Origin of the sequence: Ralstonia sp. GX3-BWBA, assembly GCF_003290055.1 — a bacterium.
GTDB classification, from domain to species: Bacteria; Pseudomonadota; Gammaproteobacteria; order Burkholderiales; family Burkholderiaceae; genus Ralstonia; species Ralstonia holmesii.
Window position 1 is genome coordinate 42,333 of the sequence record NZ_QMKS01000028.1, and the last position, 25,657, is coordinate 67,989.

Sequence of the window (25,657 nt, forward strand, 5' to 3'; positions counted from 1 at the left end):
CTTCTCCGAAGGTTTGCGAAGAAGCGCCCCCATTTCGGGGAGCGCGTCCCCGCGAGGGTCAATTTGATGCCGGCGCCATGAAATGGAGTCCGACAGAACGGAAGAAGACCTCCCGCTTGGATTGAAGTCCCGCTTAGGTCAGTGAATACGGTGACCTATGCGCGCCCGGTGGCTGCGGGCTCAGAAGCCCTCGACCGCCCCGAGTTGCCAACGCTGTTTTGCGTAGGCCACCGCCATGGTTTCGAGCGAACTTCGCTCGTCGGTTTGCAGCTGGCCAGTGGACTTGAAGAAAAAGTCGAGCAGCTCGCACAGTCGCGCCTTCGTACGTTCGCCGTGGGCGGAAAACGTCTCAAGTGCGCAACGCACGTACAGCGGAAACGTCGTTTGAGTAAGAGTCATTGCTTGGCTCCAGATTGATGCAAGGAGCAGCCCCCTACGCGGGGACTGCAACCCGCGAGGGTGTGATCGATGACAAAAGCGAAACTGATTCACCAGAACACTTCGTTCACCGAGAGGGATTTGCGGCGCCAGAAATGGCCGCAAGATCGAAGGATGTGAGGCTGATATTCACCAAACCCCAAAGGCTGGGTTACGTCCAGCTACCGGATCAAGGATCAGGGGACATTCTACACCCCCAATTCCCAATGGGAAGCGCTGGCGCGTTGAAAAGGTATCGGTTACGCCGAGCCAGTTGTCCCGAAGACTTCCGCCAACTTTGAGCGAAAGATCTCAGCCAAAACGTCGGCATCATTTGCTGCGTCTACCGGATCCCGCTCGAGCTGGGCCCGGAGTGCATTCTTGAGCCAGTCGGAAGTGCTGGGGTCATTAAGAACCTGCTGGACCTTCATGTCAGTGAGTGTCATGGACGTTGGCCCCGTCTGGGGCTCGAATTGGTTGGACAGAGGCATAGATAGAGCGCCCCAACTGCCTTCAGGCGGTCGGGGCGAAGGATTCAGCCGCTCAGCCGGCTATCAGTCGGCAGAGCCTTCGTGCTTAAGGGTGACTCGAGCACGGCCAGGCGTGAACTTGCCCGACCACTCGTACCCCTGTTCCCGAACCTTGTCGCGGACACGGTTCTTGAACGACTCGCCGTGTTCCTTGGCGTGCATCTCACAATGGGCGTCCTCCACCGCGAGGGCGAACGCGAGATCGTTGATGGCCGTTCGGAGATGGCGCTTTAGCCGTCGCTGGTTGTCAAACCGCTTACCAACGACTGCGGCGACTGCCGCGGCGATGATTGCAGCCGTGAGCGTGAATAGCCCTCCAATGAGGGCCGCTTGAACCGCTGCATCCTGAAGATGAATCTGCATTTTTGCTACTCCTGGGAAAACTGGAGAAGCAATTGCCCGAGGGGCGATTGCCCCTCCGGGTTGAAATAGATGACAGCGGCGGTGATACACCGCCGTGACGAAGTGCGCAGCAGCATATGGCCGGCACTGTTGGCTAGAAAGACGGTCCAGCTCCCGGATCGAAGATCGGGATCGATTGTAGAGGATTTTCTACGACACGAAGCACGTCGAGGCAACCTAAGCGCCGGTGCGCGGGCATGCACGGCCTTTGATGCATTGATGACCGTCCTGGAGTGCCGCCTCTCCGATCTTTCGTCGAAGGTGACGAATGAGTGCCGCATGCTGTCTTGGAATCAGCCTCATTGCCTTGCCAGAATGCAAAAGCGCCCAGCCAACCCCGTGTCGGGAGTTGATCTGGGCGCATCCCCCTAGGAGGAAAACCTACATCTCCGGCGGACTGGCAACTTCGCGCCAGAAGCCGGAGGCTCGCATCACTTCCGCACCGTCAGGCAACACGATGTAGGAGATGTCGATCGCAGCAGCCGAAGGGTCCTTCGGATCCGCGTCATCATCCACACCTTCTGCAGGTTTGAACGGATACTGGATCGACACACCGCCGTCGGCGTACAGCGTGCCGGCCGCGTGGAGCTCAATTGGGAAGCACGTGTCGAAGGCAACCACCTTCACGACCACAGGGAATTGCAGGGCCGTCAATGGATTCTTCATAGTGAGCCTCCGTTCTGAATTCGCTTCGGCATCAGAGCGGACATCGTGACGTACTCGCCCGTAATGCCACGAATCATGTGGCGATGGTGCCCCGCCGCGTGGCATTCGAAGATCTTGTCGAAGCCATTCGGCGAGTGGTGCGTCAGTTTGCCATGACAAACCGGGCAATCGTCGTGATGGACACGAGTGACGACGCCATTCTCCATTCGTCGAAAGCCTGGCGACAATTCACTGGTTGGTGCTGGCGTTGCCGCCATATCGACCGTTGTGGTCATAAATCTGCTCCTGAGAAAGTTTCCTCGCAGAGCGGCCCCGCGCGGGACTGTCGCCCGCGAGGGATTGATCGAAAGAAGCGCCCGAAATGGCGCCACTCTAGCTAGTTTGGCCCAACTGCCGGAGCAAAAATCACCGCGAGAATTACTTGCGGTGACCCCGGTCTAAAAGCTATGGCCAATCAACCGCCCAAGTCTGCCGACGACTCCCAACTGTGGGTCGGAAGGCCATCGACTATCGAGCCGTCAGCATCCAAACGGAGCCAGAAAAAGCCGCGCTCGCGAGCCCACGACCAGATCGATCTGATGTCTTCTGGTGCCGCCAGCGCGAATGCGTAGGCGCCAGTTATGGGGTCTTCCTGAGGAACCCAAATCCAGTAGCCCGACTCGTACTGGCCGTAAAACCAAGGGTTGCGATCGCCAGCCAGCTCGAGCATTCCGTTCGTCTCGGCCGTAATGTGACAGGTCGAGAGACAAGCCACCGCCGCGACATCGGCGAAACCGCCCTTGCTGGCAGCAAGCAGTGCCTCTACTTCTGGAATCGCGTTGCCTACCGGCGTAAGCCTCGAGGTAGCCTCGGCACCTATCGCTCCAGCGCCCCCTGCCCCAGGGGGGGCATCGCTGTGCTCATGTGCTTTCGCGAAAGCGAGCAGCGATTGGATCAGATGCGTTGGGATGAGAACCAGGTTGTTCTGCATGAATTGCTCCGTGTTTGGTGCGAAGCAAACCACCCAGCGGGGAGTTTGCCCCGCGAGGGTGATAAAAGAAAGTGATGCGCGAGCCCAACTACTGAAGGGCTTGAACATCTGACAATGAAAGGACTCAGTGCAGCTTGAGGCGGAACTGATCGCCGGTTGCCGGCATGGCGCGGCGCCTTGCAGTTTCCATCCACTTACTCATCTCGCGCTTCCGATGGTCGATGGTGTTGGAAATCCCAGCTTCAAAGGCCTTTCGACGCGCACCGAGGTCGAAGGACATCGAATCTGTCGACGCGATCCAGTCGAACATTTTCAGTTGGTCGATTGCAGTTCCCTTTATGCCGAACAAGTGCAATCGACTGGTTTCAGGAAGTTCTCCTTCGAGACTTGCGAGGATTGCGAACAGACCGTGATCTGGATGCCCCAAGCTTCGTCGGCAGACCGACCCGAGGCCAATCAGCGCCGGCGGCGCTGCCCAAGGTTGCCAGCGCTCCCATACCGCGCGCATGAGCTCAAGGCTCCTTGCGTAGTGTGAAATTCGCCAGCCCTGCAAGACAGGCACGGGAAGACGCACCTCATTCCGAACAGATGACTCAGACCACCCTTGCTGGACTAGCTGGTTCTGGTACTCGTAGGCGATCCGAAGGCAACCTTCCAACAGTGTTGCTGTGGCGTCGATGCGGTAGTCGATTTCCTCATCGTTGCTGCATATTTCGGGCTCACAGCACAAGTCGGGTTGCGCATACCAACTCGCGCGAGTCGATATTGCAAAAGCAAGGTACTGCTCCAAACTCCAGGGGTACACTCCCGCTATCCCAGATTGCGTGCCCTTCTTTTGCCAAAGCGAGATCGCGCTATATCCGGCCGAATCTAACGCGTAGTCCAACTCGGAAAGGTCAGTTGCGGAAGGAAACGCGAACTGACGTGCAGCCGGATCCCAAAACGCATTTGCACTCACCATCACCGGGTAACCTTCATTGAAGGCGTGGAACACGAGCTTGCCACTGCGATGAGGGATGCCGACACGGGTAACCAACCCCGGATCGAGATACGCATTGACTTGGTCACGCGGCATGCGCGACTCAAGCAAACGGGTCAAAGACGGATTCATTTCCTGCTCCAGGATACGTGCGAAGCAGGACCCGGAGCGGGATGCTGCCCCGCGGGGATTTGAACAAAGACGCCGCGCTGGGCGGCAAGAGAGAGGCACTAGGTGCCATTGGCTAGATCAGGTCCAGCTGCCTTGCGAATGTTGCTGCGAAAGTATAGCGCGAAATCTAGCTTGCGCTCTTCGCCAACTTCCATTCCATCATCGTGACGCCCGTGCGCGCATCCAGGATCCTGCAGTAATCGCCCTTGCCATACCGGAACGTGGCGACCAGCGAGGCCAACCAATACCACGGTGCCGAGTACGAGGGACAGCTTGTTCCGCTCCGTGAAAACACCTGAAAGCGTAGAGTCATCTGAGTCCTATCTGAGAACCGTGACGTCTTGTCTGGCCTCAATTAAGCGCTGAGTCGCCCGAAATGGGTCCCGTCACTTCGATTTTGATTGCGGCACAGCGTTAGATCACCGGTTCGACGTGCCGTACGCTAAGAACGTAATCCTTGCCGTTGACGCCGTGAATGATGGCTCCCTCGCCGCCGGCGCCAATCCGGACTGACAGTGTTTGCGACGCGGCATGCTGGCGCGCCTCCCGCGAATCCAGCGTAGCATCCACCATTGCGACGCCGCTCTGGTCGAACGTGACCTTACTGATTGTCAGCCGCCAGAACCCGCTGAAATCATCCGGATTGATCTGTTCGCCAATAGTCGCGATGGGGAACGCGTAGCGTTCGCCGATCACTGCGTACCCCCCATCGCGAATGATGACGTTGCGCTCGACTTCCTGAGCCCCTTTCCGCAGCACCTTCACGCTGACTGCTGTCATTCCGCCCAACGTTCCATTGGGCCGTTCCTTCGCCGCTCGCACGTCCGCAATCGATGTCTCTTTGTGCCCTTCGGGCGACGCTCGGCCCTCCGTCCACGCATAGACCTGTCGGTATTCTGCATTCGCGGGGCTCGCAGCGGCAAAAACGATCAGCAACGTGAGCGCGGCTGCGTTGGCCAGGAAGTTGATTTTCATTTAGAGGTCGATAGATCTTTGGTTGCAACATTTGGACTCGCATTACCGGTGTGGAACGGCAAAGCGTGGCTCGCGTCAAATGGCGACGTAGGTGGATGGACTTTCCAATGGCCCACCCCCTCCCATACGCCATTGGACTCGCGGTACACCAATCCGCCTTTCCTGAAGCCAAAAAATATTGGCCAGTTGTTCAGATATAGCGAGGCAAGCTTCAGCACGGTCGGGTAACGGCTGGCACCGCGAAGTCGCGCCGCACGGCACACGAATCGCAGCCAACTGGCAGTCGTAATTGACGCCCAGATCAACTCTGCAATCAGCCAGAGGACGAAATACAACACCAGGCCCCAAAATATAATTCCAGTGGCGAACATGGCACTACTCAGCATGAAGCCCCCTTTCGTTCAATAATGGGTTCGCCCGTTTTCTGGACCGCGGCCGGCGCCCTGCTTAAGTGGTGACTTCATGAGCCGCCGTGGACATTCTGGCGTTGACCCACAGTTCCTCAAGACCAACCAACGAGTAGTACGCTTCGTCAGTCTCTTCGAGGGATTGAGCTAGATCGTAGGCAGGGACGCCATTGGCAGAAAAGATCACAGTGCCGCCAGATTCTTCGGCATTGAACGCACGTCCGCGCAAAAACCAAACGAGGACTGTGGGCTGTCCAACCTCTTCGAAGAGGGCAAAGGAGCGCAGGTTTGCCGCCACGTTGGCTTGCATTGCAGGCTCTTCCGGATCACCTGCAACGAACGTCATATCACCGGGATTCCAGCGATATACTCGGAACGCGCCGGCAAATCGCATCTCCTCGGGAGCGTTGGCGTTCCACCAATCGCACAACGACTTCACAGCGCCATTCGCTTCGTAGTCTTGCTTAATCTTGGACCAAGGAACTGTATCCGTGAGCAGATTTAGCGCAGCACGAAGCGCAGAATAGCTCCCGGAGATCGCCATATTCTTCCGGACTTCGACCAACCCTGGTCGTGACGCTCGCTTAGCTCTCGACACGCGAGTACCGTGGAAGTCAGCAACGCTCGTCAAACTGAAGGTCCCGCCCAGCAGTGCATCCTTCGTGGGGTTGTTCCAGATCCCTGAGAACCACTCAATGTCGCGGTAAAGCACAACGAACTTCTGCCCACCTGGGGACTCTGCCGTCATGGAGATTGCCGCCTCCAGGGACTCCGCAGCGATGTCGGAGTCTTTGAACCATCCGCAGTACTTTTGACGGGGCGCCAAGGCCCCCAGCATCTTGAGAGCGGTCTCCACCTCTTCAGGCTCGACGTAGTCCGCTGTGAATCCAACGTACGTATATGACCGAGCCTGGCGCATGAGCACACCCTTCACTGAACCATCGGCGTATTCGCGCACTACCAAGGTTGGGAAGTCTCTGGAAGGGTGCTTCGCTGTAGCGTTCCAATCGATCGGCCACTCGTCGCACAAGTAGTCGTGATGCACGCATGCGATTGCACGACCCTTGTAGGAGGTGCTGCCAATCAGCTGGGCTACATACACGTGGTGGTCGGTGGCACAAGCTGACCGTTCCCACACTGGCGGCGCGAACGAATAGTGAACCACCGCCTCGGCACCGTCCTTCTCTCCTGGCACCACCGCCAGCAGCTCGAAGATCTGTTCCTTGTGTCCTGCTTGGAAGCGCTTCGCGAAAAGCTGGTCACGCAAGTCGAGGCGTTCCACTTCTGTCAGCATTTCGTTCTCCGTTGCTCGTCACTGCATGTGGTGCGGCTGCGCCGGATAATTGCCAGGCGCGCGCGATCACCACTTGTGGAAGATGGAGATGACGATACCTGCGCCCGATTACGCGAACAATCTAGAAAGGAGCCACAAACGGGAGGGGTTTCAAGTTGAGCGCTGCCTGTGGTTCCCGACATGGGGCCCACGAGGCGGCCCAGATATGGAGGGGCGAGTACGTGCGCGCTAGGTGCTCTCTGCATCGGGATCCGCAGGCAGCAAAACAACGCTCTCCCGGCGATACCACTGCGGCTTCAATCTCCCATCCATTCCTTTCTGGAATTTTAGATAGTCGCCACTTGCATGCACCTCGACGATGGTGCCGTAGGCGTAGCGGCCGCTCCGCTGTCGAACCTTGCAAGCTCGATTTAGCGCGTGTAACGCTTCCTCCCTTGAGGTGCTCACAGATGGACTCCTCTCGTTGGCACCGGGTCCAAGACGAACGGCGTAAGGCGGCGACTAACCCACTGGATCGACGTACCCCGCCCGTGAACCATATAGGTCGAGCTAACTAATTGTCGCCCGCATTTTTGATGGGATTCAACTGGGCTGGGTCCGCCGGCACCTTCACAACCACATCGCCAGATTGGGCTGCCTCCAACAGGACCCTGTCGATACTGGCCTTCAGTGTTTTGCTTTCACCTTCCGTGTAGCTCGGCCAAGGAACGAACGGCTGCGCATAGTCACGCCCAAGGCGGATGGATTTCGGACAGCGGTACACCGCAGCTTGGTGTTCCATCCTAACGATCAGCATGTCTCCGCTACAGTCCAAATGCTCGCCCGAGAAGGTCACATCCATGACGCCTGAGTTCGCCGGATTGCGGAAGAAAATCAGGTGGTCAATAGGCGTGGCGCACATATAAATCGCTGCAAGTACAGCCCAAGTGGTCATACCGAATCGCAGGCCACCGCCGATCGCACCTTTTTGAGCACGTGCTGCCAGCACCAGCTTGAACCCGAACAGAATCAAGCTGATGCAGCCAAACAAGAGGTAGGCTACTGGGGCCCAGTTGTAGGCACCGCTGTCGATCCCTCCAGCAGCGGGAGGCAGAAATTCAATTCCCAGCAGGAACGCAACAGACGCTACCCCGCAGGCGAACAAGTGAACTTGGCCGAGCCAACGGGCTTTTCCCCCTCGAAGGAGTCCCCGTATCGCCGCGATGAGGTTCGCGTACATAAGGAAACAACTGATGGCGAGGAAAGGCATTTCGATTGAATCTCGGTTTTCGAGGATGGGATTGAACAGCGCGGCCGAGGCGAGCTAGATCTTGCCGGTTCGGACCAGGACGACGGCGTCAGCATACTTCACCGGCTGGCCAAGATATTCGCAAATACGAGCGTGCAGCAGCGTGGGATCCTCCCACGGCTTGTCGTTGAGCTTCCCCAGCGCCTCTTTCAAAAGATCGACAGCTGTCTCGTGCTTCACTGCATCAATCCAATACTGCGGAACCGGCATTCACTCTCCATAGGTCGGCGCCTCGTTGCTTTGGCAAGAGCTGCAATTCTCACCATGCGGCAATCCTCGAGCAACCGAGAAAGGAGTTCCATGCAAGGGGGCTTTTTACTGCGAATCTCGAGGTATGTCGATTGGATGCTGACCAGCTGTGCGAGCAGGACTTTCGCCCTCCCCTGTTGCGAATGATTGAACGATCTGTGGACCCGCGGCCAATGCACTCTCGGTCAAGCACACTCACAGCCAACCGGATCGGCTCAGCAAATGCCCATGAACACCGCGAAGGCCATCATCCAGAAGACCCAGGCTGTCGCGAAGACGACGTCGAACGACCACTTCTTTGTCTTGTGACGAGCAAGCGAGCGTCCGATCTGGCTGCCGACAAACCCACCGGCCAATGTAATGATGTGGAGGTACGCCTCAGGAATCCGGCGTTGCCGGGTTCTTGCAAGGATCTTGTCGACTGCGAACATCACGAACGCCACCGAGTTGATCAGAAGGAATGGCAGGCGGAAAGATGAAGGAAATATCGGCGTGAGGACGACAACGACACTTGAAGCGATCGCGACGATCTTCATGAGGCGGCTCGAATTCTCGAGCAGTCGAAACGACTGTTGTTGAGGTGAGTCCATGATGTTGCTCTTTCTCCCGCGGTATCCCACGGCCCACGAACCAGCGAATACGCACCCTCGAGCCCAGAAACTTCGTCGCTACGAAGATAGCCAGTTGGCGCTACAGAATACACTGGCCAGAAAAGCAGAAAGCCCGTCTCGCATCGGAGAGACGGGCTTCTGAACTAGCGACTGCTTTCGGATCAGTTTTTCCGTGTCAGCCCTCGCGATCCATGTGGCGCTCAGTTGTTTGAATGCTACCCATCAACGATGAGTCCGCGCTCAATTCCAAGCCGCCATGCGGCAAGATGCGCCGCATATCCGGCCTCGCTGAAACACTGTTCATCGAGGCCCGCCGTAGGTGGCCCTGCCGTGAAGTTGATGGATGTCCACAGAATCAACTCCGCGCCGAGTCCTTGACCTTGATACTCGTCTGCAATGCAAACAGCGCCCGGCGTGTTGTAGTAACCAACGACCGAGGCACCGCTCCATCCGCTCGATGTGGCGGAGCGGTGCAGAAGCAGAGCACTATCAGACGATGCAACGAAGCCATACTCGGGGCTCCTGATCGAGACCTCCACCTCACTCGCGTCGAATTGGACATCGATATCGCGGATGTAGTCTTCAAAACGTTGGTTGAGCCAAGGATCCGGGCCGTCCGACTGGCAGACGAAATCGTCCTCGCTGCAAACGAGGGGAGCTTCCGCCGGCGAAACTTGACAGCCTGAAGCCAGTGCAGCGGGGCATCGATTCATGCGACCTCCTGGAACGCCAGCGCCTCTTCGAGCATCTGCTGATACGTGATCAAGCCCTCCTGGAACTTCTGGCGAACTGCCGCCAGGCGAACTCCACGCGCCCATCTCTCCGATGCACCGATTCTGTCGAGCGCGCCAGGATCGGGCACCCTGAATCCCTCATCCAGCAGGGATTCCACGGCATCTTGGAGTGAGTTGTGGCACGTATGCCCGACAAATCCGTCCTCGTCGAACCGCTGGATGCGCCAAGGTTCAGTGCCAGACATCTCCGGAGCAACGAAGCCCCAGGCCTCGCGATGAATTGAACGGCACTCGATGCCGACCGGCTCACCCTTGTATGCCTGCATGAGCTGCTGATAGCAAATCTGCACGGGGCTAGCGATCTGACGAAGATGCCGCGCAAAGTCGGAGGCTACGCGCAGATGAGCGACCCGGGCACGGTCCCATTGAGCCGTGCGGAACCGCGTGGTGGTTGTAGATGCCATGTTTTGCTCCTAAATGGAAATTGAGAAGCAAACACGCCCCAAGGGAGTGATTGCCCCCCTTGGGTTGGATGTGACGCTGCCTGTATAGCAACCGGTGTTGGCCAATATCGCGGCGCCACTCAGATGAAGCCGTCGACAGCTGACAAGGACCTCTATTCCCAAGTCCTAGTGCGCGCGCTCAATCTGCACGCCGCCGGCTTCCTGGGAGTCGCCGGCGATGCTCGACTGGCGCGATTCCACAAGCACCGAGAGGTACTCCTGATAAGCCAGTCGATCGATCGGGGCGAAGGCGAGCCCTTTTGCATCGCAGTAGTGACGCAAGTCGGCGAGCAAGCACAGAACCGCGTGCTCAGCTCCTTCCGGAGAGTTCGGTACGTCGGATGAGGTCTCGTTTGCGACACCCCATGCCTTGAGTGCCTGTTCGACCCGGGCCACCCGCATGCGCGGACTGTAAAACGAATCCGAAGCGAACTCGCTCATCTCGGCCGGAATCCGGATCTCGATAGCAACTGCGTCGGAAACTTTAGTTGTGCTCATTACCTGCTCCTGATTGAAGTATCGCGAAGCAGGTCCCCTAACGCGGGAGACAAGCCCCGCAAGGGTTATTAGTTAGCGACAAAAGCCGCTTGGCTGGGGCGCGGTCCAGCTACCGTTGAAACTGAACTGATGTTACTACACGCACTAGGTGGCGCGCACTCTAGGCGAAGGGATTTTTCTTCACACTCGGGCATATCTCTCTGGGCTTACACCTTGGCGACATCACGTTTTCGCCTGGGATCAAGGGATATCGCCGGCACCTAACCGCGCACTGAAAGGCGAAGCGCTTCAAATACAGCTACCGCCCCATGAATGGAAAGGCCCGCGTCCTCCATGCGCGGGCCCAGGTACATTGAAACACGTGCGAACGCGCTACAGCCGAAGCTGTTCAAGCGGCCAATGCGGAGTAAGCACCGAATGCACGAAGGCGCTGGCAAACTTGATGCGCGGATTCCTCCGGGCTCGGTGTCGAGCCGCCAGCAATAAAGGTCCGAAGCGGGCCGGCCCAGATACTCCAAGTCCAACCGGGTCTGGAGCCGCCGGCACCAGATTCGAGCGACATGCGGCACGCGTAGCCACCCCAGTTCGCGGACAACATACCTTTCCCCGTCGGCTCGAACGTCAAGACGGGACCTGCAGCATCCAGCTTGAACGACGCCGATTCAGCGTTCGCAACCGCTGCGGCCAACACCGTCGCCGGCAGCATTCCGATCCACTCGTGTGCATCAGCAACTCCAACGCCGGAAGGACCAATGCGGTAACCGTTGTGCGCAGCTTGCACCGTCATCGCCTTCCACATCCCAGCACGATTGCGGAATGCTTCTTCTGCGAGTGCAACAACGCTCGAGTCGAGCAGCTTCGCGGTCGGAAACACCACTGCCTCTTTCGGCAAGCGCCCCGACAGCTGGGGACCAACTCGCCGAATCGACTTGATGCGGTACCGAGGGAAGTACTCGCTGAAAATGATCTGCTCTACAACGCCACGGTAGGTGACGCCGAGGACTACGCACCGCCCTTCAATTCGATCGCCAACGTTGATACGAGGCATTTGGGCGGAGCCGGCATCTTCAGCAGCAGAGTTCGATGCCAGATAGACGGCAGCGGGCCGGCTGCCAAGGAAACCCTGGAAAGAGGGAACAACAGTAGATTGAGTGGATGCTTGCAATTTCGACTCCTGGTAGAACGCCAGGCAGCCGACCCGTCATACGGGTGCGTGCCAAGCGCTAGGAAATGGGGTATGGGGGCCGGGAAGAGGCCATGGATTCACCTGCGCAAACGCGCAATAGATTTGATGCAACGCGAAAACGCACCTGCGCTGACCTCGATTCGAGGCGGCAAAGCGTATTTCGACTGGAGTGAGTGCGGGACGGTTGCGGCGCGCCGGGCAGCAGCTTCGTATCGATAAGTCGACGTCGCAAACTTCCGAAGGCGTCCAAAACGGCCGATAGCGACCGTAGTGTCCCAATACAAGCAGTGTGTACGCTCAGCTTGGAGCGTGCGGTCCCTTGAACCTCAAGGGTAAGTGATTCGCGACTGTGGAAGATCGCTTTGGCTGGATTAGGATCGGCCCAGCTACCGAGTACAACGGCACCACTATACTCGAAGAAATTCCTAACAGGAAGCTATTCCACCCCTACAAAAGGAGGGGACGGCGAACAGGCTTTCCGACGTAAAAGCCTGCGCCCCCCGTAATCCCGCAAACCCTGCATGGCTCCAATTCAGAGCTCGCGAATGTTCCAGTCGTCCATGTCGTCCTTGGATTCAAGCGGATAGCCGCCTTTCCAACCGGCCAGATTCGCCCGAATATAGGCGTCATTGTCCTCGCTCGCCTGCTCCGGAGTCAGGCTTGTCACGCGCCAAACGAGAAGCTCTTCATTGACCTGAAGTACTAGCTCGCTTCGATACTTTGCACGATTTCGATAGAACTCGGCCGGATCAATCTCCGACCGTGGCGGCAGGTTCAGTGCTACGGGAACGACTTGGCCTCCCGAAACCTCTTCCATCACACGGGCCGTGTAGCCTTCATTGGTCGACGTGATGCGAATCATGAATCTCCGCTCTCGCGCGTTCAAGAAATAGACTCTGCTCTTCATTCATAAATCCTTATGATTGCACTGCCGGAAGGTTAGCCGTTCTCTTGCGGTGGCAGAACGCCTGCCTTATCTCGACGGCGCGCGCAAAAGCCGACCGAACGGGCGCTCCGCCGGCGATCCAAGCCTGCGTTCCAATTACTTCCTACCGAACATTCTTCCCGCGCAGATAAAGAGCGGAATGCCCGTGACGACAAGTGCAACGCCGACGATGATGGGGTGCGCTCGCGAAGTCGAGACCAACCACGAAGCAAAGCCAGTCTCCACCATCAGGTAAGGGACACCCAGAACCACGCCCACAAACACCACAACGGCTACCACAGCTGGCAGCAGGTGCGCCACAACGTCTTGGGACGAATTACTCATTGCATCTTGTCCTTCGGCTACCGGCCGGTTGCGGGGTGCGCGATCGCATCCAGTCAATTTCTCATCTCCCGGGAATCCTGATTCGCGAGTCATTGGACCCCCATTGGATCGGTGTGGCTGATGTAGGTGTGCCCTTGGTAGTAAGCAAACCCGCAACGCAGAACCCACACATCGTCCTTCTTGTAGATCTCAACCGACTCATCCTTGCACGAAGTGGCCCGCAGCCTGGCGAGCCCCACTTCATCGAGGTTGCCGGTGTCTTCCGCGAGAAAGCTCGGATAACTGCTGCCGTTGACCAGATACAACCGCTCCAAGGTAGCAACAAGACCGACGGCCATTGCGATGACGATCAGGATGTTTATGCCAACTTTGATCATTTCGGATCTAGTCTCTCATCAATGAAAGATGCCATCACACATGCCACCTCCAGGCACGGCGAAGCTACACACTTGTCGCCAGCGCGCCGGCGACTCAATGCGCCCGCACTTTGAACACCGCACGGTCGAAGCATCTGGCAGCATCTGTTCCATCCCCGAATGCAAGATGAATGCTTCCTTGCTTACCTCCTCACCGTTCAAGAGGTACACAGGCGTTTCGCCCCGGAGCTGCGCAAGGAAGAAGGCTGTCTGCTTCTGACTCTTCGCTTCTTCAATCAACTCTTGCCGTTGCTGTTGCAGGTAGGCGATGTCTTCCGATTCCATATTTCCCCCTCAACCCTGACGACTTGGCGATAGCTCACGTGGCGACCAATGCATTAGCGGCTCACGAAGCGCTTGCTCCATTTGGGGCTGGCAAGGCGCCTGCACTGGTATGGTCAACGGGCAGGGCTGTGGGAGTCCCCCGGTGCAGACCGTCGCGAATCACACCGGCAAGGAGGATATCGACCAGCGTTCCCCCGCTGGCCCCACCGCTGCCGTTTGCAACCACATCGGGAACCAGCTTGACGCCGGCACTCGCAAGTGCCTCGGCCACCTGGACCACGGCGTAGTTGTCGCTTTGCATCGAATCAATCTTCTGCTTGATCACAGCGGCCTCGGCCATCCCGATTGCTTCGACCTTTTTCGCCTCCGCTTCACCGACGGTCTGAACGACCTTCGCATCCGCTTCGGCATTGATCGTCTTGGCCTTGGCCTCGCCTTCTGCGCGCTTCACAGCAGCCTGTGCATTGAATTCTGAGATGGAAACCTGGCGCTCGGCATCGACGACATTTGCCTGCGTGTTCGCGAGAGCAGTCGCTTGCTCAAGTTCCTGCCGCACAGCCTGAGCACCCTTCTGTGTCTCGTATGTCACTCGCTCCTGCTCAGCGAGCTTTCGATCCGTCAAAGTTTTCATCAACTGCTCAGGGGGAACGATGTCCCCGATCAGCGTGTCAACGGCACCGACGTTGTACTCACTCAACGCTGCGCCGATCGCCCCGCGCGCTTCATTCTGCCGCTTTGAACGCTCCCGCAAGAAGTCGATGATGTCCGAGTCTTGTGCGCTGTTGCGGAAGTAGTTGCCGATAGTCGGCTCAAGGACCTGCGTCACGAGCGCTGCCATATCGCCAAAACGGGCAATCACCTTCGGCGCATCGTTTCGTGGGATGTGGATGATCTGGCTGACATCGAGATTGAACTTGAATCCGTCAGCAGACCGCACAGTGATCGTGGACAGATTGGCGTCCAGCTCGTGTGCTTCCGACTTGCCGTTGGCCCAGTTGAGGACCACATTGGCAGTTGGAACGTTCTTTATATTGTGGGTGTACGGGTTGATCGGATATTTGCCTGGATCGAGCGGTTCAATCCATACGCCCTTCTCACCTCTCGAGACCAAGTTCGCGTGCTTGAACTCCTCACCGGTGACGTCTTTGCCGTCCTTACCTACGTATGAAATCACGACACCGACATGCGCAATGGGGACCTCTGTCATGTCGACCGTCTCGACGGTTGCAAAGCGCGGGTTGATGAAATAACGGCCTGGAAGTAGGACCTGCTCTTGCATCCCCTTGCAGCCGCCATTCCTAATGAACGCTTCAGGGTTCTGGAACATGTTGTGGTCGGGCACTTCAGGGCCAGCGATCTCTGCTCGCTGCAGTGGCTGGCCCTCGCGAGTCGTTACGATGCCAACCTTGTTGTCCGGAATATCAACCACCGAAGTAACTTCAATGGAAAACAAGATGGGGTTCACCCGATAAGAGCCTGCCGTAATGATGCCGCTTTGGGCGCCACGTTCACCACCGTTCTCGAGAAACGCCGCACCGTCCTGGTACGAGTCGCAGGACACTTGCTTGGCAATAACACGACCCGCCTGTAGCGGAGAACCATCGTGAGCCTCAACTACGCCGATCTTCCCCTGCGGCACCGACGTCATCTGGGCAAGCGTGATCTTGAACAGAAGCGGGTTAATACGGTACGTCCCTGGTGGGATCACGTCGAGCTGAGGACCGCGTTGACCGCCGTTCTGCAGAAACATGCGAGCGTCTTGGTACATGTCGCAATCCACACGTTTTGCCAGGATGCGGCCACTCGGGAGCGGTTGACCATCACAGGCCTCTACGACCCCTATGCTACCCACCGGAACCTCAACGAACTTGACCAGTTCGACAGCGTATTGCCAGGGCCACAAGGCCAAATGCAGACCCGGCGCGAGCGTATCAGCCTGGTAGCCTGCCTCTCCGTTGAGTGCAAGAATCCGTCCATCCGGCAAACTTCGATGCGAGCCAAGCAGGACGAACTTCTTCGTGACGACACCGACGCTATCGTCGGGGACAATGATGACACCGACGAGCCACAACACCTGGCGATAGGCAGCCAAGATGCCGAGAATCGCGACGGCGCCGACGATTTGCCAGACATGATCGAGAATGAAGTCCAAGATGGAGAGCCCCTTGTAGTGAACGTGATTTGAGTGGAGTCGCGTTGCCGCACGAGGCACAAGCCTCAAGCGTCGGACGTGTCGGCGATGTCGATCAACGTCAGGGGTGCTGAGCACACCACCTTTGGCGGATTCGATCCTTCTTGTTTGGTGTGTGCCGCCCGGAAGCCATTTACGCTGCCGTTGAGCACGTCTACGACGACCCCAGCCCTTTCGAACATTTGCTTGTTATGTGTGTTGGCGAGGGCGTTCGGTTCTTACCCGAATGTCGATTGGCTAGATCGACGGCTCGCTAATCGCCACGCTGGTGAGCCGGCGGCCCGACTCCAGCAGTTCCTGCGCGTCACATCCGCGCTGCGCCCTCGAAAGCTGTTGCGTCGGCGGAGTTGGCCAGCCACCTCAAACAGCAATCAGGAAGTCCTCCAGCTTGCGGCCGCTTTTAATGGCCGCATTCAGCCACCCGGGCCGATGTCCGCGGCCGGACCAGGTATTGCCGCTGTCGTCCTTGTAGCGGATGGGCACCTTCTTGCCAGCGAGCGAAGCTTTGCCCTTCAAACCGAGCTCTCCAGCCGTGAACTCGAATACGGCGATCTGCTCTCGGACCTCCTTCAGTACTTTTGACCGTTCTTCGGCCTTGAGCATGTCTGCTTGCTTCTGCAGCTCCTCGATCTGTTTGATGATGTCCTTGTAGCGGGGCTGAGTGCTAGTCATAGCGTGTGATAGTTGTTTGTCGTTGCGCCGAAATCAGATAACCCCGTGTAGGCACGTTTCCACGGGTCAAATTGCAACAGGGTGGCCTGTCACCGCCCTTCAATGGGTTGCTGGGAAACTCTGGATAGCCACACTGGATCAAGAGCCTTGATCGGCCCCACCAAAGGGGCAAGGGCTCTGGCCATTTCGCCATCTGGCAAACGCCCCATAATCCCTGCAGAGAAGCTACCCCACCACCTATCGACATGGCTCTCGAGCTTTCCCAACTCTTCTGAGGCTTTTGACAGCTCGCCCAGTTTCTTTTGGAGCTTCGTAACAGCGTTGTTCAACTCAATCTTGCGATCCTGTAAGCGGATAAGACGATGCAGGTGACCGAGCTTCGCAACCATTTGGAACTGCTTGTCATACTCGCCCCCATCCACGAACCCCGTAAAAAGCGCTTGGTAGCTCTCAACCTCACGGCTCATGTCTTTGGACACGTATTTGATGGTCGACGGATCCCAGTCAAGAAAAGAAGTTGCGGCCGCTCGAAGCTTGGCAAGGTCGAACCTCGACGCAGCAGAATCGAGCGCAGCGATCGTCGGCTTGCCTAACCCCGCACGTGCGTCCCAGAAGCCGGGCTCGATCAATTCTTCTAGAGCGGACAGGGGTTCAAGAATTGCAACAGCTGCGCTTTGCACCTGTTCGCGAGCAGTCCGAACTGCAGAGACCCGATCGGACAGCTTTTCCGATTCAGCTTGCAAACGGCCAATCTCCTCTCGGACAGCCTCAGATGTGACAGTGCGAGCTACGCGGGCCAAGTGGTCAATTTGGAATAGCGCCTGGTCTGAAGCATTCGCCTTAACAACTTGATCTGCGACCGCCAAGATTTCCTTTGCAACCCGAATAGGACCCCGTTCTCGAATGAGATTCACGAGAACTTGTGCGTTCTCCACAGCATCGTTTGCAAACTCTGGCATCGCGTTTCTTTGTATTTTGACCCTTATGTGGCCGCCCAGCACCACGGTGTCAGAAAATTATTAAGTTCCCAGCAGGAAGTAAGCGGACTATACACCATGTCAACCCTGTTCCCTGCCCCTAGGACGCCCCTTTTTAGGGGGGTATTCGCAAACCAGAAGGCTTTCAATAATCAGAAGGCAGCCATCCCCTCCCAAGTAGGGTGGCAACCGATAATCCTCCCGCTGGACAGTTAGTCCAGTGCTCGGACCCTCTCGATAGCCTCTTCAATCCGATCCACGGTAATGACATCCAGTCCATCAATGGGCTGCTTTGGTGCATTCGCGCGGCAGATCATTGCGGTTGAGAATCCTAGTTTCGCTGCCTCCCTAAGACGATCCTGTCCGCGTGGAGACGGACGAATCTCGCCAGCCAGACCCACCTCACCGAATGCAATAAGCCCCTTTGGAAGTGGTTTGTTTCGCATCGACGAGTGGATTGACAGCAAAACCGCCAGATCTGACGCGGGTTCCGTGATCTTCACGCCCCCTACAGCGTTCAGGAACACATCCTGGTCGAAACAGGCGACACCGGCATGGCGATGCAGGACGGCCAGCAGCATGGCGAGCCGATTCTGCTCGAGCCCCACTGCGAGGCGACGGGGGTTAGGGGCATGGGTGGCATCCACGAGCGCCTGAACTTCAACAAGCAGCGGTCGGCTACCTTCTTGCGTGACCATGACGCATGAGCCTGGCACCTGCTGATCATGCTGTGAAAGGAACAAGGCCGAAGGATTGGAAACGCTGCGAAGCCCTCGCTCGGTCATGGCAAACACGCCCAGCTCGTTCACTGCACCAAAGCGGTTCTTGAACGCACGCACGAGTCTGTACGACGAATGTGTGTCGCCCTCGAAGTACAGCACCGTATCCACGATGTGTTCGAGTACCCGCGGTCCGGCCAGACTTCCTTCTTTTGTCACATGGCCCACCATGATGATGGTGGTGCCGGAAGACTTGGCGATTCGAGTGAGTTGAGCTGCGCACTCCCTTACTTGGGCTACCGATCCCGGTGCGGACGTAAGGGCCTGTGAATAGATCGTCTGTATGGAATCGATCACGGCAACTTCTGGCTTTCCTGCCTCTATCGTCGCCTGAATGCGTTCAAGTTCGATTTCTGCAAGAAGCTCCAGGTCGCGCGCACGCGAGTCCGATTCGAGCAGCGAAAGACGCTGCGCTCGCAAGGCAATCTGTGAGTCCGATTCTTCTCCGCTGACGTAGAGAACCTTGCGCTGACTGGCCATCTGGCCAAGCGATTGCAGCAGTAAAGTTGACTTGCCGATCCCTGGATCACCGCCGATTAGTACGACGCCGCCGGCGACGAGCCCGCCACCTAGCACTCGATCGAACTCGCCAATTCCACTCGAGAAGCGAGGTACATCTGCCGCGTCGATATCAGCTAACTTGCGGACCGGCGCGCTTTTGGCAAGTGACTTGAAGCGATGCGCTCCGGTCTCCGCGACAGACTCTACAAGGGTATTCCAGGCGTTGCATCCAGGGCACTGCCCCTGCCACTTCGGCGCCGACGCGCCACACTCGGTGCAACTGAAGATTGTTTTCGCCTTGGCCACGGCTGCCTCCCGCCAGAGCGTGACCCACTGTCAAGTCGATGGATCACCTGGTTCATAGAACGAGAAGCAATGGTTGCAGATAGCAACCCGGATTCAAGCCTCGTCGATGTTTCCAGAGATGGCTTGCAAGACGGACTGAGATTTGAAGCGCCCACGTTCCAGTAGGGAGCGCAGGGCATCCGCGACCTGAATGGCGGCGCTTAAGCTGCGTCGGACGACGCGCCCTTGAACTCGGCAAGTTGGAAGTCTTCAAACCCCTTGCTTCTGGAGTGAATAGGCGCCGCGGTAGACGATGCTTTGCGCCGATCCAGAATGCGGTCAAGATGGCGAATAGACGCTGCCCTTCCGACTTCGTCGATAGTGGCGCGGGACCGACCCGCTTCCAGCAAGCCTGCGATTGCTCGCCCAATTCGAATGGAATTTAGCTTCTTCATGGGAAGTAATATAGCAAAAGTCCCTGCGAAAGGTTGTCCGCTCTCGCCGGCCGGCCCCAGCCGCATCTTGAATGGAGTCTGCTCACCCGAGCCGATGAAGCCTGCGGGGCGGCGCTGTCCGACACCGAATTGCAAATCTCGATCCCTCGAAATGCAAGACACCGGGTGCTCTTGCATCGAAAGGAGCAATGCCTGAGGTGCGTCGGTATAGTGATTGGGCCAGACGACGACAGCCGTTTCTAGAGGGAAAGAGAGTGCATCGGCCATAGCTTTCGTCTGGCCACTCGATCGTTTGCAATCGAGCGAGATATCCAGACGAATCGAGTGACGCAACTTTCTCGGTACCGGAGCCTATGGTGCTTCCAGCGTCACGTCTGTTCACTCTTGACGCTTACGAGCATGGCGCGCCGAGCTTGCCAAATTAGCCCGGCCTCGCGGCGCCCAACTTCTACTGCTCCCAACGATACAGCGTGGAGCCGTCGGCGCTCGGTCAGATCGTAGTGAGGTGCTACGGGCGGATGTTGAAACCAGGCACGCTTCATTCCAAGCAGTGCCGCAAAAGCGTGCAACTCAGAAAGATCCAGGCTTTCGGTAAACAAGTGGCATGATTTGACCTGGTGGCCCCTTAGAATCCATCCCCAGTGCCTAAGCGGGTCCACGTAGATAGTCACCTTCTCATCCCTACAGATATCGTATTCGAACGGCTGACCGCACGATATTCATCGCCAGCCTTTGGAACTCCTTCGCTTAGATCTCCAACGGCAGCTCAGAACACGCCCCGTATCGATCGGATGCCTCGCGCCTCTCTGCTGTGAACCGCCTCTGTAAATCATCGAGAAATGCTTCTCTCTGCTTGTCGGTCTGCTTGTGCGGGTCGATGAGGTACGCGAATCGCCCCGCCCAGTAGACCGCCCAATGCCCGCTTGGCCCTGATACAACTACGGTATAGGCCGGCGTCATAGCCTGTCCACCGAGGCCCCCAAAGCCGAGAGCAGTAGAACTCCACGTTTGCGCAAACATTGCGTATATCTCGCATTGCCGAACATCAGGCCTTCGAACCGCTGCTTTCTCGGGCGCTACGTTTGCCTTCACGGCATCGTAGCTCTCCTGAGACGTCCAGTTCTTCATTGCCTCATAGTCGCGGGTTCGATAGTGGATGTCGGGGAAGGCAGCAAGAGCCGCGTGATGCACCGCACTGGCCACGGCGTCAATTGGTGATGACAGTTGCATAGCTGGTCTTAGGCGTCATTGTGTGAGGGTACAAGCTGAATGCGTCTATTCAGGTGAGGTTTCGTTACATGCCTTCGCAGATTCTGGCCCCGACCCGGACCGCGCAGGTCCACCGGCCAACGCTGGCGCGATCCGGTTTAGATCAGGCGGAATAAACTTGCTCCATCGCCGTGCATTCTCATCACTTGCCCATACGGAATTCCACCCCAACGCATAAGAGCGCTCTGGCTCACAGAGGGCGGACTCATCTCGGGGCAAGATCGGTAGCGTGCCCGCATCCAATGCGGCCTTGGCAGCAATGCGACCAGCCTCATATGCTTCCGTTCGGGCCGGTTCAATCTGTTCCATCACGGGAATCTCTGCCAGCTCAGGGAGCGGTGGGGTCAAGAAGCGCCGATGGCACGTCGAAGAAACCTTGCATTCCTCTGAACGGAGCTGGGGTCGGCAACAGGACCGGGTCAGAGGCTCGCCATGCGAATCGGCCCGGGCTGAAGTCCCCGAAGTTCTTGTGGTTCTCGGCGGCCTGGGTCGGCACGCACTCAGACAAAACCACTGTGCCGAGGATGCACCCCCTCGGTAGATCGGCCAGTGTCGCGAATCCGCAGCCGGAAACTGCGCGCACGTAAGCCTCAATGCTCTCGTCCGCTTCCGATCCTGCTTGCCGTCCCAACAAGTACTTCTCGATCTCTCTCAGGTCGCCATCCGCTTTAGCCGCGTGGATGGCAACGCGAGTCCCAAGGATGGATCGCGGAATCGGCCACCCGCGCGTTTCGAAGGGCTTAAGACCAAGCATCAAGAGCGACGCGTGTGGCTGCCAGATGGAGATGGCTTTCATCGTGTCCTCGTTACCCGTTCTTTGCGGCCTGGCGCAGCCACGTCGCACCTAGCGCGGTCAGTTCAACCTCCCCGACGTGGCGCACAACCAAACCCTTCTTTGCCAGGCCGGATACCGCTCGCCCTTCCATGTGGTCGTACGATACGCTCGATCCGGCAGAAGCCGGCCCAGCTTCCTTAAGCACTGATTGCATGAATGCTTCTTCTCCGACCGACAGTTTGACCGTGCGCGAAGTCGAAGCGGAGTCTGAACCGGCCGGGACCGCCTTAACCCAGCAGTCGGGCTTCTGATCGTCCAAGCGCTTGATCACCCCCTGCCTCTCCAACCCCAAGAGCAGAGTTCGAACTGCAGCGCTATGTACGCGCCTGTTGTGGCCAAACTGGTAGTCGATTCGTTCGGCGACCTGCCCAGTCGTATAGCCACCAGGGCCGTCGAGCACTTTGAGAATTGCTGTTTCAAACTCTGCAAGCGGCATGGTGCTGGGACCTCCTAGGGGGCTATCGGAACGGGTGGCTGCGCGCAATGCGCAGATGTCCACCACATCATTCCGGAGCCGATTGCTATTTCTAGCCCCTTTTTGCTCCTACACCATCACCTCTCGTAGCAGGCACCCAAACTCAACAATCAGTCGAATTCCACCTGCCCGGAGCCAGATCGCTCCACTGACCTCCGCATGGGATTGCCCGCAACGCGGATATCACCTGAACCGGACATCGTCACCCGGGCGGCATCCGAAGCGTATGCCCGCACATTGCCACTACCCGAAATGACGCCGCTGAAGTCCTTGGCCTGCAATGCCCGTACATCCACATCGCCCGATCCCGAAACGGTGACACTCACCGAGTTCGCCTTGCCGGCGGCGACAACTGTCCCTGAACCCAAGATATTCAGATCGAGTGATTTACCTTGGAAGTCGTCCAATTTCATCGCGCCGCTGCCTACGATTCGCACGGCACGCAGGTCTGGTGCGACCACTTGGACTTTGAGCGGTTTTCGCATCGATACAGCACCTTCAATCCCAATCGTCAGCTTCCCGCCTCGAACCTTCGTTTCGATGAGTGGCAAGATGTTCTGCGGCCCTGAAATCGTGATGCTCGGGACTGCCCCTGGTGAATATGTCGCGTCCGCCGGGACAGCCAGCTCCAAAGAATCGAACAATTCAACCTTTCGGACATCGGTGCCGTCCGGGCCGGCCGCTTTAAGCACTTTCCCATCTGTGAGGGCCTGGCCATTCACAATGACGACGTTCGATGAGTTGCGACCACTCGACGACTGGACAACGGCATTTCCGTTTCCGGAAACGATCATGCTTGTGGTTCCTCCAGTGACGACAACATTTGCAGAGCCCGCCCCAGTAGATGACTGAACGATCTCGTCGGCATCGGTTGTCGCGACTGCTGTAGTCGGGCCGCTTGTCGATGAACCAGTTCCGGTCACGATAGTTCCATTGTTGACGGCAATTGCGGTACCGCCATTGGAAGCGGACACAGTCACATTGTCTGGCTCGCCGCTCTTGCTGCAGCCAAACAACGCGACCACCATCGCAACGGCGAAGTATGTTTTCAGGCTTCGTTGCTTCATATTGGATGCTTGTCCCATTTTAAGTTCTACCTGCGAAGGCGGCGAGTCTGCATTCCGCCCTGGAACCCCAAATCTCTGCACTTGAGGGGAGAGGTACCTTACGGCCGAGTTCCTACTTGCTATCTGCCTGCTTTCGTTTCTCGAAAGCAAGCCGGACAAAACGTTCGTACCACTCCTGTACCAGCGGAAGAGCGAGTTGGTTCAGCGGAAGGTCGCGAGCAAAGTACTCAGTGCCTGCTCTGCTGCAGAAGCGGCAGTCCACATCGCCTCCGGCGAACGCCTGGATGATCAGGGTGTACTCGTTCAATGGGCCAAACACCGGATCGTCGTTCAATTTCTCACCCGCACACGGGACGAAAGTGATCGACGCGCTCGCGCGTCCAGCGACGCCCTCAGCAGAGGATCGGCACCAGAAGCTCTCCGCGCGCATTGCTTCGGCTTCCTGGCTCAAGAAACTGTGGATGCCGATGTTCTGGAAATGTGCCTGCGCAGCTAGTACGCGTGATTCCAGTTCAGACGATGTGAGCGCGGCCTGAATGGTCTTTCTGGTTTGCTCGTGAGCATCAGCTTCGCGAACTTCTTGAAGGATTCTGTTGAATGAAGACATGGTTGGTCGTTCGGGTTCTTGATTGGAGTTCGTCGAGCGTCTGACGGCACCCCGTGCGGCGCGATTATTCCCGCGAGGCGATTTCTTCGGTGCCAGTGAATCATGATGTCACCAAGAGCTCATGCTAGAGCGATTTCGAGCCAAATCTAGCCTGTACCGTCTTCGCATGGGAGTGTCGCCCCCTTCGATTGGAGGGGGGGCAGACAAGGCTCACCTTCAACTCCTCTGTAACGGCAGGGCAGCCGAAAAATACAGCATTGTTTGTTCTTGATAGGAATCGAATGTGTGGCCAGCCGGCGGTGGGCAAACATTCGCCCCGGGGTAGCGGACTTGACGCACTTCAGACTGACGCTGGATCGACTACGAGGCCAGACCGTACCCGTTTCTGCGGATCCAGCGCTGTCCCCTGCACCAACGTGTGCAGACATACTGGACACGGATCTGGGCGCGCTTTCCTATGCTTGGCGTAGCAAATGACCCTGGTGGCAGTCCTTGCTGACAACACAGTCCATCTCCCACCCTGCATCCCGTCATCCAGTAGACAGGAAAGCGAACCCATTTCTGCGTAGGTCGCGCGATATTGACGGTTGGTTGGGCAAGACGCTGGGGCACGTTTTCGTGAGTGTCGTCGCCTCAAAAAGCGTAGAGACCGTCGCGCCAGCGTCGCGCGATCTGATACTGAGCCTGAGGCTGCGCTCACGATTGTCTCAATGCCATCCGTGTGGAGGTCATACTCGCGGCGCATTGAGAGGCCGGTGTGCCTCGGCTAGCGAACGGCTTGGGATGGCGCCATTTCAGCAACCAGTCTGTAATACTCGTCGTACGAGTGAGAGGCGGTCGGAGCGGCGTCGATCAGCGATCGGCAAACCCGAATCAGTGCCGCGTAGAGAGACGCTTCATCGCTCGGCACGCCACCTGCATCACGAAGCTTCTGGTACTTGCCAGTTTGTTGAAACCAGTCGAGTTCTGCTGCGTGCCACAAACTTCGCACAAACACGTCAATTGGTTCTGGATGCGAAGACTCGGTCTGCGCCAAAACTGCCGCTTGAGCAAAGGCCTCGAACTCCTTCGTCGGCCGGAGCATGATCATTTGGTCCATGTTTTTTCGTTCTGCAGTGTTGCCTTGGGTCGGGAACCTCATGCGAACGATACCCGCCAAGTGATGCCACGATTCCGACACTCCCGCCTGGTTACACCCTGGCGGGGCCGCAGTCCCAACCGCGACGAAGTCCGTAATACCTGCTTGCCTAATCCGGCGCTCCGCCTTTTTTCCGAGCGCCGCGACAATGGCCCCTGTAAAGAGACTGATCTGCGGAACCAGGAATCGATTCGCACACGCGCGCTCAACCTTTACTGGAATTCGTCCGCCCTCCTTCTTCGCAGAACACAGCACCGAATCGGTAATCCAGGTCCAGCGCATCTGCGTCTCGAAGTCGGCGCCCGGCCAGCACAGGTCGAGAATCGTTCGCAGATTCCGGTGAAATCGGTCGTTGCCATTTCGGACGCATTCCCATGCATAGCGAACGACAGAATCCAGTCTTCCCGCCGGCGTACCATCACTTGCATGGTTCTCCGATGGATGGGGGTCGCCTGGCTCAGCGCAGACCAGAACCAGCCGGATCTCGTTGGCTCCGGCGGTTGCCCCGCAGAATCCTCGAGGTACGTGCCCGGCATGTGGATCCCAGCTGTTTTG

General features: G+C 57.6%; 32 protein-coding genes. All 32 read right to left on the bottom strand.

Features of this window, described 5'->3' with window-relative positions:
* Nucleotides 1–180: 180 nt before the first annotated feature.
* Complete coding sequence (locus DOD19_RS25835; protein ID WP_024979584.1) at nucleotides 181–399, bottom strand: hypothetical protein; 219 nt, start codon at nucleotides 397–399, stop codon at nucleotides 181–183.
* A 278-nt stretch (nucleotides 400–677) separates the two neighbouring features.
* Nucleotides 678–863, bottom strand: coding sequence for a hypothetical protein (locus DOD19_RS25840; protein ID WP_024979583.1), 186 nt, complete (start codon nucleotides 861–863; stop codon nucleotides 678–680).
* A gap of 108 nt (nucleotides 864–971) precedes the next feature.
* On the bottom strand, nucleotides 972–1,310 hold the full coding sequence (locus DOD19_RS25845) for a hypothetical protein (RefSeq protein WP_024979582.1): 339 nt from the start codon (nucleotides 1,308–1,310) through the stop codon (nucleotides 972–974).
* Nucleotides 1,311–1,730: 420 nt separating this feature from the next.
* The gene (locus tag DOD19_RS25850; RefSeq protein WP_024979581.1) at nucleotides 1,731–2,015 is read right to left on the bottom strand and encodes a hypothetical protein; all 285 of its coding nucleotides are present in this window, start codon (nucleotides 2,013–2,015) and stop codon (nucleotides 1,731–1,733) included.
* Nucleotides 2,012–2,290 (bottom strand): hypothetical protein, encoded by a 279-nt coding sequence (locus tag DOD19_RS25855; RefSeq protein ID WP_080693756.1) that lies wholly within the window; start codon nucleotides 2,288–2,290, stop codon nucleotides 2,012–2,014. The genes DOD19_RS25850 and DOD19_RS25855 overlap by 4 nt, the downstream gene beginning before the upstream one ends.
* A 179-nt stretch (nucleotides 2,291–2,469) precedes the next feature.
* A complete protein-coding gene (locus DOD19_RS25860) occupies nucleotides 2,470–2,985 on the bottom strand; it encodes a hypothetical protein (RefSeq protein WP_024979580.1) in 516 nt (171 codons plus the stop codon).
* 124 nt (nucleotides 2,986–3,109) lie between these two features.
* On the bottom strand, nucleotides 3,110–4,096 hold the full coding sequence (locus tag DOD19_RS25865; RefSeq protein WP_048932974.1) for a hypothetical protein: 987 nt from the start codon (nucleotides 4,094–4,096) through the stop codon (nucleotides 3,110–3,112).
* A gap of 453 nt (nucleotides 4,097–4,549) precedes the next feature.
* Nucleotides 4,550–5,110: a hypothetical protein gene (locus DOD19_RS25875; protein WP_024979577.1), complete on the bottom strand. Its 561-nt coding sequence runs from the start codon at nucleotides 5,108–5,110 to the stop codon at nucleotides 4,550–4,552.
* A complete protein-coding gene (locus DOD19_RS25880) occupies nucleotides 5,107–5,481 on the bottom strand; it encodes a hypothetical protein (protein ID WP_182557885.1) in 375 nt (124 codons plus the stop codon). Before DOD19_RS25880 ends, DOD19_RS25875 begins: the two co-directional genes overlap by 4 nt.
* 76 nt (nucleotides 5,482–5,557) lie before the next feature.
* The gene (locus DOD19_RS25885) at nucleotides 5,558–6,811 is read right to left on the bottom strand and encodes a hypothetical protein (RefSeq protein ID WP_024979576.1); all 1,254 of its coding nucleotides are present in this window, start codon (nucleotides 6,809–6,811) and stop codon (nucleotides 5,558–5,560) included.
* A 553-nt stretch (nucleotides 6,812–7,364) separates the two neighbouring features.
* On the bottom strand, nucleotides 7,365–8,060 hold the full coding sequence (locus tag DOD19_RS25895; protein WP_024979575.1) for a hypothetical protein: 696 nt from the start codon (nucleotides 8,058–8,060) through the stop codon (nucleotides 7,365–7,367).
* Between the two features lie 54 nt (nucleotides 8,061–8,114).
* Nucleotides 8,115–8,309, bottom strand: coding sequence for a hypothetical protein (locus tag DOD19_RS25900; RefSeq protein WP_024979574.1), 195 nt, complete (start codon nucleotides 8,307–8,309; stop codon nucleotides 8,115–8,117).
* Nucleotides 8,310–8,563: 254 nt separating this feature from the next.
* Nucleotides 8,564–8,884 carry a DUF1294 domain-containing protein gene (locus DOD19_RS25905; RefSeq protein WP_025584864.1) on the bottom strand — a complete coding sequence of 107 codons (321 nt, stop codon included), beginning with the start codon at nucleotides 8,882–8,884 and terminating at the stop codon, nucleotides 8,564–8,566.
* 290 nt (nucleotides 8,885–9,174) lie between these two features.
* Nucleotides 9,175–9,672 (bottom strand): hypothetical protein, encoded by a 498-nt coding sequence (locus DOD19_RS25910; protein ID WP_024979572.1) that lies wholly within the window; start codon nucleotides 9,670–9,672, stop codon nucleotides 9,175–9,177.
* Nucleotides 9,669–10,157: a hypothetical protein gene (locus DOD19_RS25915; RefSeq protein WP_024979571.1), complete on the bottom strand. Its 489-nt coding sequence runs from the start codon at nucleotides 10,155–10,157 to the stop codon at nucleotides 9,669–9,671. Before DOD19_RS25915 ends, DOD19_RS25910 begins: the two co-directional genes overlap by 4 nt.
* Nucleotides 10,158–10,322: 165 nt before the next feature.
* Nucleotides 10,323–10,694 carry a hypothetical protein gene (locus DOD19_RS25920; RefSeq protein WP_024979570.1) on the bottom strand — a complete coding sequence of 124 codons (372 nt, stop codon included), beginning with the start codon at nucleotides 10,692–10,694 and terminating at the stop codon, nucleotides 10,323–10,325.
* A 388-nt stretch (nucleotides 10,695–11,082) separates the two neighbouring features.
* Nucleotides 11,083–11,859 (bottom strand): hypothetical protein, encoded by a 777-nt coding sequence (locus DOD19_RS25925; protein WP_080693754.1) that lies wholly within the window; start codon nucleotides 11,857–11,859, stop codon nucleotides 11,083–11,085.
* Nucleotides 11,860–12,412: 553 nt separating this feature from the next.
* Nucleotides 12,413–12,742 carry a hypothetical protein gene (locus DOD19_RS25930; protein ID WP_231973479.1) on the bottom strand — a complete coding sequence of 110 codons (330 nt, stop codon included), beginning with the start codon at nucleotides 12,740–12,742 and terminating at the stop codon, nucleotides 12,413–12,415.
* A 180-nt stretch (nucleotides 12,743–12,922) separates the two neighbouring features.
* Nucleotides 12,923–13,150, bottom strand: a complete 228-nt coding sequence (locus DOD19_RS25935) for a hypothetical protein (RefSeq protein WP_024979567.1) — start codon at nucleotides 13,148–13,150, stop codon at nucleotides 12,923–12,925.
* An 89-nt stretch (nucleotides 13,151–13,239) separates the two neighbouring features.
* A complete protein-coding gene (locus DOD19_RS25940) occupies nucleotides 13,240–13,527 on the bottom strand; it encodes a hypothetical protein (protein ID WP_024979566.1) in 288 nt (95 codons plus the stop codon).
* Between the two features lie 18 nt (nucleotides 13,528–13,545).
* Nucleotides 13,546–13,851: a hypothetical protein gene (locus DOD19_RS25945; RefSeq protein ID WP_024979565.1), complete on the bottom strand. Its 306-nt coding sequence runs from the start codon at nucleotides 13,849–13,851 to the stop codon at nucleotides 13,546–13,548.
* Nucleotides 13,852–13,912: 61 nt separating this feature from the next.
* A complete protein-coding gene (locus tag DOD19_RS25950; protein ID WP_024979564.1) occupies nucleotides 13,913–16,003 on the bottom strand; it encodes an SPFH domain-containing protein in 2,091 nt (696 codons plus the stop codon).
* Nucleotides 16,004–16,402: 399 nt separating this feature from the next.
* Nucleotides 16,403–16,714 carry an H-NS histone family protein gene (locus DOD19_RS25955; protein WP_024979563.1) on the bottom strand — a complete coding sequence of 104 codons (312 nt, stop codon included), beginning with the start codon at nucleotides 16,712–16,714 and terminating at the stop codon, nucleotides 16,403–16,405.
* Between the two features lie 89 nt (nucleotides 16,715–16,803).
* A complete protein-coding gene (locus tag DOD19_RS25960) occupies nucleotides 16,804–17,673 on the bottom strand; it encodes a hypothetical protein (protein WP_024979562.1) in 870 nt (289 codons plus the stop codon).
* A gap of 230 nt (nucleotides 17,674–17,903) precedes the next feature.
* Nucleotides 17,904–19,277, bottom strand: coding sequence for a DNA repair protein RadA (gene radA, locus DOD19_RS25965; RefSeq protein ID WP_024979561.1), 1,374 nt, complete (start codon nucleotides 19,275–19,277; stop codon nucleotides 17,904–17,906).
* 200 nt (nucleotides 19,278–19,477) lie between these two features.
* Nucleotides 19,478–19,978, bottom strand: a complete 501-nt coding sequence (locus DOD19_RS25970; protein WP_024979560.1) for a hypothetical protein — start codon at nucleotides 19,976–19,978, stop codon at nucleotides 19,478–19,480.
* A 101-nt stretch (nucleotides 19,979–20,079) separates the two neighbouring features.
* Complete coding sequence (locus tag DOD19_RS25975; protein ID WP_024979559.1) at nucleotides 20,080–20,382, bottom strand: DUF4031 domain-containing protein; 303 nt, start codon at nucleotides 20,380–20,382, stop codon at nucleotides 20,080–20,082.
* Between the two features lie 926 nt (nucleotides 20,383–21,308).
* The gene (locus tag DOD19_RS25990; RefSeq protein WP_024979557.1) at nucleotides 21,309–21,776 is read right to left on the bottom strand and encodes a hypothetical protein; all 468 of its coding nucleotides are present in this window, start codon (nucleotides 21,774–21,776) and stop codon (nucleotides 21,309–21,311) included.
* A 10-nt stretch (nucleotides 21,777–21,786) separates the two neighbouring features.
* The gene (locus DOD19_RS25995; RefSeq protein WP_024979556.1) at nucleotides 21,787–22,251 is read right to left on the bottom strand and encodes a hypothetical protein; all 465 of its coding nucleotides are present in this window, start codon (nucleotides 22,249–22,251) and stop codon (nucleotides 21,787–21,789) included.
* A 149-nt stretch (nucleotides 22,252–22,400) separates the two neighbouring features.
* Nucleotides 22,401–23,357: a head GIN domain-containing protein gene (locus tag DOD19_RS26000; RefSeq protein WP_027692859.1), complete on the bottom strand. Its 957-nt coding sequence runs from the start codon at nucleotides 23,355–23,357 to the stop codon at nucleotides 22,401–22,403.
* 112 nt (nucleotides 23,358–23,469) lie between these two features.
* The gene (locus DOD19_RS26005; RefSeq protein WP_024979554.1) at nucleotides 23,470–23,964 is read right to left on the bottom strand and encodes a hypothetical protein; all 495 of its coding nucleotides are present in this window, start codon (nucleotides 23,962–23,964) and stop codon (nucleotides 23,470–23,472) included.
* 766 nt (nucleotides 23,965–24,730) lie between these two features.
* On the bottom strand, nucleotides 24,731–25,384 hold the full coding sequence (locus DOD19_RS28050) for a hypothetical protein (RefSeq protein ID WP_231973481.1): 654 nt from the start codon (nucleotides 25,382–25,384) through the stop codon (nucleotides 24,731–24,733).
* Nucleotides 25,385–25,657: the final 273 nt, after the last annotated feature.